Consider the following 8,858-nt stretch of genomic DNA (forward strand, 5'->3'; position numbering starts at 1 on the left):
GGGCGCTGGCCGAATATTTTCCATGTACCTGGTGTTTAACCTGAAATAATAAGGAGAAAAGAATGGGAAAAGATTTGGAAAAACAAATTAACGACGTGTATGAAAATTACAGAAACGGCAACATCTCCCGCAGGGATTTTGTTAAATTCGTCGGTATTGTCGGTGCATCCCTTGGTATCATGGCTGGCCCCGCCGGTCTGGTGAGCCGGTCCTTTGCCGCTGATAAATCCATTACCTGTCACTCCTGGGGCGGCACCACCTCCGAAGCATTGAAAAAATTTGCCTTTGATCCCTTTACCAAGGCCACGGGAATTAAGGTGATTGATGCGGCCTTCACCGGAATGGATGCTTTTTTAACCCAGGTAAAAGCCTCCATCCCACCGGGGGGAGAGTTTAATATTGCCCATTTAAGTGCCGTGTATGATTATGCCAGGTATACCGATCTTGGATTCGGGGTGGCCCTGGATGAGGCCAAGATTCCCAATTTGAAAAATGTCATGCCAAAAATGACGGAAACCCTGCGAAAAATTTCCAAGGGCACCCTTTCCGCCGTGCCCTACGATCTTGGGCAGACCGGTATTGCCTACAATACGGATAAAATATCCAGGGAAAAAGCCGAAAAGCTTGGGGCTTCCCTGCTGTATGACAAAGATTTGAAAGGAAAGGTTGGCTCCTGGGGTGGGGACTTCAGGACAAACATGTGGTATGCTGCCCTGCACACTGGGCAGAGCCCTAATAACATCACGGATGAAAAGGCTGTGTGGAATGCATTGAAAGAGCAGCAGGGCCTGATCAAGAAATACTGGGCATCTGGATCTGAACTCATGAGTCTGTTGGCCAATGGTGATATCTATGCCACGGTGGCATGGTCCGGACGGGTTGCAGCCTTGCAGAAACAGGGCCATCCCATTGGATATCTTGCACCGGACGGCACATATTCCTGGATGGAGTACATGTATGTGCTCAAGGGAACCGATCTTGAGGTGGCCCAGCAGTTGCTCAATTTTATGCTGGAACCGGATGCGGCCATCGCCGTTGCCAAGGGACAGAACTATCCCACAAGCCTTGATCCCACCAAGGTTGAAATGCCCGAAGAAGTCAAAAAGCTTCCCGCCTTTGACCCCACCGGAAAACTTGACGGATACCTGTTTGCCGATCCGGAGTATTGGAATGCCCATCAACTGGACTGGGCAGAAAAGTGGGATCGGATTATGGCTGGCTGATTAATGATAATCGGATAACCCAGTGCCCCTTTCGGTTTTGGAAATAAAGCGGCGGGGGCTTTATTGAAAACAGTGGGAGAAAGTGGTTTGACACAAGAAAAAAATCCGGCATTTGTGAAGTTCCAGGGAATTGAGAAACGGTTTGGCCGCGTGGTGGCCGTGAAAAAAATGGATCTGGAGATTCCGGAAGGCGCTTTTGTGACCCTGCTGGGGCCTTCCGGGTGTGGGAAAACCACCCTGCTTCGCATGCTGGCGGGGCTTGAAGAGCCCACCAGCGGGGAGATCTTTATTAAGGGAAAACGGATCAACGATACCCCCATCCATAAACGCAATTTGGGGATGATTTTCCAGAACTATGCCCTGTTTCCCCATAAGAGCATTTTTGACAACGTGGCCTTTGGATTGAAGTATCGCAATGTTCCCAAATCTGAAATCAAGGTAAAGGTTGAAAAGGCCCTGGAAACGGTGCGTCTTCCCGGGGTAGGAGACCGGAATCCATCCCAGTTGTCCGGGGGGCAGCAGCAGCGCATTGCCCTGGCCCGAGCCATTGTCATTGAACCGGATGTGCTGTTGATGGACGAGCCTCTGTCTGCCCTGGATGAAAATTTAAGGGAAGATATGCGACGGGAAATCGATAACCTTCAGCAGGAACTGGGGGTGACCACCATCTTTGTAACTCATGATCAACGGGAAGCCCTTTCCATGTCGGACAAGGTGGTGGTGATGAAGGATGGCTTTATTCAGCAGGAGGGAACCCCCGAAGAGGTATATAACAATTCGGCTAACCATTTTGTTGCCGATTTTCTGGGGCATTCCAATTTTTTAAATTCCGTGGTCGAAGAAAAACATAACGATTTTCTGAAGGTCCGTTTAGATGATCAAAGTAGCTGTCTGGTGAGTCCGGTGGGTAATTTTGAAAAAGGGGATAAGGCGGAAATCGTTATCCGTGCCCAGAAAATGAAACTTGGTTATAAGAGCGAACACTCCCCGGAAGAAGATATGAATTTTTTCCATGGCACCATCGTGGACCGCAGCTACATGGGGGGCGAGGTTAGTTATTTTGTGGAACTTCCCGGTAAGCAGGTGCTGCATGTCATTAATTTTGTGAAACGAGCACCCTATCGACGGGGAGAAGATGTCTTTGTAAAAGTAGATCCATTTCACTGCCGGTTACTGCAGTCATGAGTTGATCTTCCGGGTTTGGTCACAACAAGGGCCAGCCGTCACATCTGGCGGAGCAACGGGGGCGGGCTTGCGTTATTGAAGGCTGAGGTTTTTATCAGACTTTATGCTTTTTACAACCGCTTGTGTTTTAAGGTGAATCTCAAGAAAAGCACCAAATAACTCAAGCTTGACCCCACACCAGCACAGACCCCATACCAACAGGAGTGTTTCGTCTTGACAAAGGCAAAGGTGAAAACAGCGTGGCAGATTTTTTGGCTTCCGGACCCTTGAAAAAGAGTTTTCTGTGGATTAAGCAACATCTGGATCCATCCTGGAGCTATATCGTCATTGAAAATGATGGAAATCCCCGGGAATCCTCCTTTTTAAGGCTGGATCATGGGGTTTACACCTGTTTAGAAAAAGAGAAGTATACCTGGCAACAGGTAATTGACATGGATGTTTCCAGGGAATATCTGGTGATCCGGATTCCGCCCAATAATGAGCAAAAACGCCTTGGCGGGATCATGGGGTTCGGGTTTCCCGGAAATACAGTGTATTATTTATACAAAGCTGAAGAGATAAGAAAATGAAAGAGAATCTGGATGGGTGGCTCAATATCCGGTTTGAGCATTCAAAAAAAAAGGCAGATGTGTCATTGTCCAGTCTGGTGGATGGTGCGGTTAAGTTTCTGGAATTTTACGGGAATGCGCAGTTTTGTGGCCGGGGGTTTGTTGGCATTGTGGGACAAGGAAATGGTGAAAGCAAATTTTCCGCACTCTTGCAGGCAGCAAAACATGAAAACGATGCCATGGGTTTTTTCTCGGCGGTGTTTGATGCCATTGGCAGTGGGCATGCTCGTAATTTGGTTTTAAATGGTGTGAAGCTGCCTCATATGCTGCTGGTGGCACTGCTGGAGCGGGTAATGCCGGGGCATGGGTATCTTTCCATTAAAGGACCCCAACGCCTGGAAGAGACCACCAACCTTGACATCCCCGATGACCAGCGGGTGGATCTCCAGAAAGTCATGGATAAATATCCAGTGCGTCTTTCTCGGCATACCATTCGGCAGATGATGGTTTCCCGGGATGTGGCGTATCAATACATGCCCTTTGTGGAAGAACTGGATAACGTGGGGCATGTGAATACCTGGATTGGTCAGTTCCATGAAGGTCTGTTGGAGCAGATGTACCAGAATCGGGTTATTTTTCTGCTTAACATGAGCTGTCCGGTGTACTGTCGTTTCTGTTTCAGGAAGCACAAAGAATCCAGAAATGAAAACAATCCCACGATGGAGGATGTCCAGGCAGCGGTGGCCCATGTGAGAAATTCTCCGGCCATCAAAGAGATTGTGGTCACCGGGGGTGATCCTTTCATGAATCGGGCAAACATGGCGGCCACCATTGACGGGCTCATGACCGTGGATCATGTCCAGACCCTGCGCCTTGCCACCCGGTCGGTGGCTTACTATCCGGATCTGTTTCTGGAAAACGAAGGGGCTTATCTTAAATATCTCAAACAGAAAAGCCTGGAACTCCAGCAGAACGGCAAGCGTATGGAGCTTGCCACCCACTTTATCCATCCAGATGAGGTGTCACCTGAAAGTCTTGAGATTATAACGGATCTGGTTAAAAACGGCATCGCTGTATATATCCAGACTCCGTTTTTAAGTGACTGCAATGATACTGGCCCCGAACTTGTAAAATTGTTTCATCTCCTCCGGGGGGCCGGGGCAGAGCTGCATTATATTTACATTCCCTGCAGCCCCATCCATGGGAACTCCATATACTGGAAGCCCTTGTCCGACGGCATCTACATGGCAAAGCACCTCCGGGCTCATCTGTCAGACAGGGGCATGCCCCGGATCTGCACGGCCACTCCCATTGGTAAAATGGATTGGCACACCAGTGGCTGGGCCGTGGAACGGGTGGCGGACAATGAGAATTTTGTCTGGATCAGAACCCCCTATACCCCGGCATATTTCAAGGCCTTTGCCCCCCTGACTGAAAAATTGACCAATATTCGGGTCAATGCCGAAGGCACCATTGACATCCAGTATATGGCAAAAATCGGGGATGATGCGCTGCTTATTGGGAATCGGCCTTCCCGGGTGGCCCCGAAAAATGCATTGGCCACGCAGACACAGTTGCAGGAACTCCAAGAAAGCCTGTCCGCCAATTGCCAGACCCGTTTTTCCATGGTGAACACCGGCCTTGAGGGTGTGGCTAGGCTCCATGAAACAAGGGTGTTGATTACAGCGGATCAGGCAGGAGCAAAGGAAATGGCTTACATTGCAGCTGACTTTCGCATCACCGATGTGGTGATCACTGCCAGTGGTGATACCGTGGATCATTTGTATGATATTACACGGATTGTGAGACGTCTGCAGGACATTTCCCATGTCAATGCCGTCAGGCTTTGTTCCATGGCCTTTGCTCTGAATCCCGAGGCCTATACCCTTGGGGTTATCAATAGCCTGGGAGATCTCAATCGGTTAACGATTGCCGATCCCCTTCGTCTTGAGATTGAAACCTGGTTTTTACAGGACGGCGACGTTAAGCCCATCCATGCGGCACTGGCAAGACGTCTTAATAACAAGGGAATCACCGTTTACGCCAATGTGCCCTTGCTTGGCGGTGTGAATGACACCGATACCGCCATGCATGATCTGGCCTATGCCCTTAGAAGATCCGGCATTGAGTTTCACCATCTGTATGTGGCAGGGCTTCCTCTCCAGCGTCAATGGAATGTCAAATATCCCGTGGATTCCTATGATATCATTGACATTGCCACCATGGTGAGACGGGAAGGATCGGGCAGAGAAATTCCTAGATACATCATTGCAACCCCACTGGGGGAGGTGGATTATGGATTAACCTCGGTATTTATCCGGGAGGGGGATGCCGTAAAGGTGAAGCTCACCTGTTATAATGCTGCATATTACCGAGCCATGGACCCGGACTTTGTCTTTCCCGAAGGTGTTGAAGAGGCTTCCGATGGTCGGCCGGTCCTGGTACTGCCAGGGCTTGTTAAAACCAATGATTTTCCCATTTCCTGATCCGGAGGTACGATGAGATATCCCTATATTGACTATTGTTATCAGGTAAAGATCTGTCCGATTTTTAAAGATTTGATCGGTGATCCCCTGGTGCTGGATCTCGGTGCCGGTGCGCCGGTGTATGACAAGGTGGATCTTAAGGACCAGAAGGTTTTTCAGCAATGGCTTGACACTGCCATGGCTCAACAGGGCGCCTCCTGGGGGGTTGCCTCCTACCTGGAAAACCGGGAACCCTTGCTTGATGGCTACCCCCAGATGCGTGAGGAACAGCGGTATTATCATCTGGGCCTGGATATTATTGTGGATCTGGATACCCCTTTACATGCGCCCCTTGATGCCACGGTGGTTCACAGTGAGTATGAAGAAGGGCCGGGAAATTATGGTGGTAATGTACTGCTGCGCCATGATGGAGATGGATTTGAAACCTTTTATTCGCTGTATGGGCATTTAAACCGGAAACAATTACCATCGGTGGGGGAGGCCATCGGGGCGGGGGAGGCCTTTGCTGTGATTGGGGATTTTTACGAAAACGGCAACTGGTTTTACCACACCCACCTCCAGGTGATTACCCAGAAGGGCTATGAACAGGGCTGGGTCTCCAAGGGTTATTGCACGGCCGGGGATCTGGCCGTCATGGATGGCATTTGTCCGTCTCCCCTGTCCTTGTTTAAACTTTAAGTCCATAAAAAAATCCCCTGACCAATTTTGACAGGCCAGGGGATTTTTGTGTCTTACAATTTATCTGTAATTGGGCTGTGTGTTAAAATTTATCCTCCAAAGGAAGCATCATCCATGTCCACAGCCACGGAACTTGTGGTCTTGATGGCCGTAAGATTACCCATGGTGATGGGCAGCTGGGTTTCCACAAAAAACTGAAGGGATTTAACAACACCCTCATAAAATGGTTTATCCTTCTTTTTAGCCTTTTCAATCTTGGGGGCCGCAACTGAAGCTCTCCAGAGAAGCATCCAGGCCACCACCACATCGCCCACGGCATCCTGGAAGGGGTGGGCATTGGCAAATGCGTTGAGAACCTTGGCGGACATGGCAGTCTGACCCATGTGCAGGGCCACTTCCCCCAGGCTGTTCAGGGCGGCTTCCACTTTTTCTGCCTGGTCTTTCAGGGCATCTATTGCCTTGGCTGCCCCAAGGGTTTTCTGCATTTCGCCAAAGAGATCCATCACCGGTTTTCCCTTGTTCATGCCAAGTTTCCGGCCCAGAAGATCCATGGCCTGGATGCCATTGGTGCCTTCATAGATCAGGGTGATACGGCAGTCCCGAAGGAGCTGGGCCATGGGATACTCTTCAATGAAACCATATCCGCCATACACCTGCATGCCCTGGCTGCACACCTCAAAGGCACGGTCCGTGACATAGCCCTTGGCAATGGGGGTGAGAATTTCCACCATGCCCTGGTATTTAGCTCTTTCTTCGGTGGTTTCACCGATGGCGGCCATATCCGCGCAGTAGTTGACATAGTAAAGAATGCTTCGCATGCCCTCCACAAATACCTTCATCTTCATCAACTGCCTGCGGACATCTGGGTGGTTGATGATGGCAACGGATTTGGCATCGGGGTTCATCATCTCAAGCAGATTTTTCCCCTGGACCCTTTCCCTTGCATAGTTCAAGGCATACATGTAGGCAGATGTGGCACAGGCAAATCCCTGATATCCCACCAGCAGCCGTGCCTCGTTCATCATGACAAACATGGCCTTCATGCCTTTATTTTCTTCGCCCAACAGGGTGCCCACGCAATTGCCGTTGCTGCCAAGGGCAAGGGAACAGGTGCTGTTGCCGTGGATGCCAAGTTTGTGCTCAATGCCGGTGCAGATCACATCATTAAATTCGCCCGGGGAGCCGTCCTCGTTGATTCGGAATTTGGGAACCAGAAATAAAGAGATGCCCTTGGTGCCTTCCGGGGCGCCTTCAATGCGGGCCAGAACAGGATGAATGATATTTTCTGTGAGATCATGCTCACCACCGGAGATGAATATTTTTTCACCGGTAATGCTGTAGGTACCGTCATCATTTTTCTTTGCAGATGTGGTCAAGGCCCCCACATCGGAACCGGCACCGGGTTCGGTTAAGAGCATGGTTCCTGCCCATTTACCTGAATACATGTTTTTGAGGAATACTTTTTTTTGTTCATCGGTCCCAAACTCTTCAACAAGCTTGCCGGCACCATGGGTGAGACCGGGGTACATCATGAAGGGATAGTTGGCACCGTTGAAATATTCCATGGCAGCCGAGGCAATGGTTCTTGGCATCCCCTGTCCGCCCCATTCCGGGTCTTCGGTCATGGCCAGCCATTCGCCTTCATTAAACAGATCATAGAGGCGTTTAAAAGATTTTGGTGTGGTCACCATACCGTCTTTCAGAGTACAGCCTTCCTGGTCTCCTTCCTGTTGGGTGGGTAGTATTTCTTTTATGGCCAGATTTCGTGCCTCGGACACAATGAGGTCGATGGTTTTTTTGTTGAATTCAGCAAAGTCTTCGCTTTTTTTTGCAAGGGATTCAGCATTCAGTATTTCATGAAGTAAAAAATCAATTTCCCTTCGATCGGAAATAAATTGTGCCATGGTGAGGTTCTCCTTATGGTGGCTGTCCTGGGGGATGGGGTCGGGCAGCTGTTCAAAATTAATTAAATGATAATTGAATATATCTTCATTTTAATATTTATGTTTATTTTCTGCGGTTGTTTTTTGTGGACATGAAGTCTATTTTATTATAATTATTTGTATAAACATCTATTTTTAACTTTGAAACCATGAGATTCCTTTGGGGTTAAATGGTGTTTTGTTCTCAAATTTAAAAATGAATATCTATTCATTGCATGCGCAAACTGGATAGTCAACAAAAATTTTATTTCTTCAGGAAAAAAAACTTATGGAAAAAATTCTGATCAGTGGCTGTCTTTTGGGATTGCCTGTGCGGTATGACAATAAAATACAGCCTGTTGAAAATAAATATATCCAGAAATGGCACAAGGAAGGACGTCTTGTTGTTGTGTGTCCCGAGGTGAAAGGTGGCCTTCCCACCCCAAGACCACCTGCGGAAATTATAGCCGGTTCGGGTGAAGATGTTCTCACCGGCGATGCCTGTATCCACAATTCGGAAGGGGGGGATGTGACCCAGGCATTTATCACAGGTGCCCAGGCAGCCCTGGATCTGGTGCAACGGTTTCACATCCGCATGGCCATATTAAAGGATAAAAGTCCCTCATGCGGTTCCCATTTTATTTATGACGGGACTTTCAGTCGTCGGTTGATTCCCGGCCAGGGGGTGACGGCGGCGCTTTTAATAAGGAACGGTGTGGCTGTTTTCAGTGAAAAGGAAATTGGGGCGGCGGTATAATACCATTTCCTATATTTGTTGTGTTCGACAGGACATGCCCGTTTATATGAAAAGGTAGC

General features: G+C 48.9%; 7 protein-coding genes. 6 read left to right on the top strand and 1 reads right to left on the bottom strand.

Translation table 11 applies throughout. The annotated features are described in order from the left end of the window. Window positions 1-62 precede the first annotated feature (62 nt). The 5 genes from ACYQ2M_RS21710 to ACYQ2M_RS21730 all read left to right on the top strand — a co-directional run bounded on the left by ACYQ2M_RS21710 (window position 63) and on the right by ACYQ2M_RS21730 (window position 6,120). Window positions 63-1,223: an extracellular solute-binding protein gene (locus ACYQ2M_RS21710; protein ID WP_459918488.1), complete on the top strand. Its 1,161-nt coding sequence runs from the start codon at window positions 63-65 to the stop codon at window positions 1,221-1,223. A gap of 87 nt (window positions 1,224-1,310) precedes the next feature. Beyond that, window positions 1,311-2,408, top strand: coding sequence for an ABC transporter ATP-binding protein (locus tag ACYQ2M_RS21715; RefSeq protein ID WP_459918489.1), 1,098 nt, complete (start codon window positions 1,311-1,313; stop codon window positions 2,406-2,408). 239 nt (window positions 2,409-2,647) lie between these two features. Further along, a complete protein-coding gene (locus ACYQ2M_RS21720) occupies window positions 2,648-2,977 on the top strand; it encodes a hypothetical protein (protein ID WP_459918490.1) in 330 nt (109 codons plus the stop codon). Then, window positions 2,974-5,442 (top strand): radical SAM protein, encoded by a 2,469-nt coding sequence (locus ACYQ2M_RS21725; protein ID WP_459918491.1) that lies wholly within the window; start codon window positions 2,974-2,976, stop codon window positions 5,440-5,442. The genes ACYQ2M_RS21720 and ACYQ2M_RS21725 overlap by 4 nt, the downstream gene beginning before the upstream one ends. 12 nt (window positions 5,443-5,454) lie before the next feature. Further along, a complete protein-coding gene (locus tag ACYQ2M_RS21730) occupies window positions 5,455-6,120 on the top strand; it encodes a peptidoglycan DD-metalloendopeptidase family protein (RefSeq protein WP_459918492.1) in 666 nt (221 codons plus the stop codon). Window positions 6,121-6,209: 89 nt separating this feature from the next. Here ACYQ2M_RS21730 and ACYQ2M_RS21735 read toward each other — a convergent pair whose 3' ends face one another. Continuing rightward, window positions 6,210-8,024 (bottom strand): acyl-CoA dehydrogenase, encoded by a 1,815-nt coding sequence (locus ACYQ2M_RS21735; protein ID WP_459918493.1) that lies wholly within the window; start codon window positions 8,022-8,024, stop codon window positions 6,210-6,212. Window positions 8,025-8,331: 307 nt separating this feature from the next. Between ACYQ2M_RS21735 and ACYQ2M_RS21740 the strand changes: the two genes are divergently transcribed. After that, window positions 8,332-8,799, top strand: a complete 468-nt coding sequence (locus ACYQ2M_RS21740) for a 2-thiouracil desulfurase family protein (protein ID WP_459918494.1) — start codon at window positions 8,332-8,334, stop codon at window positions 8,797-8,799. Window positions 8,800-8,858 lie beyond the last annotated feature (59 nt).

Source organism: Desulfocicer niacini (genome assembly GCF_054657595.1).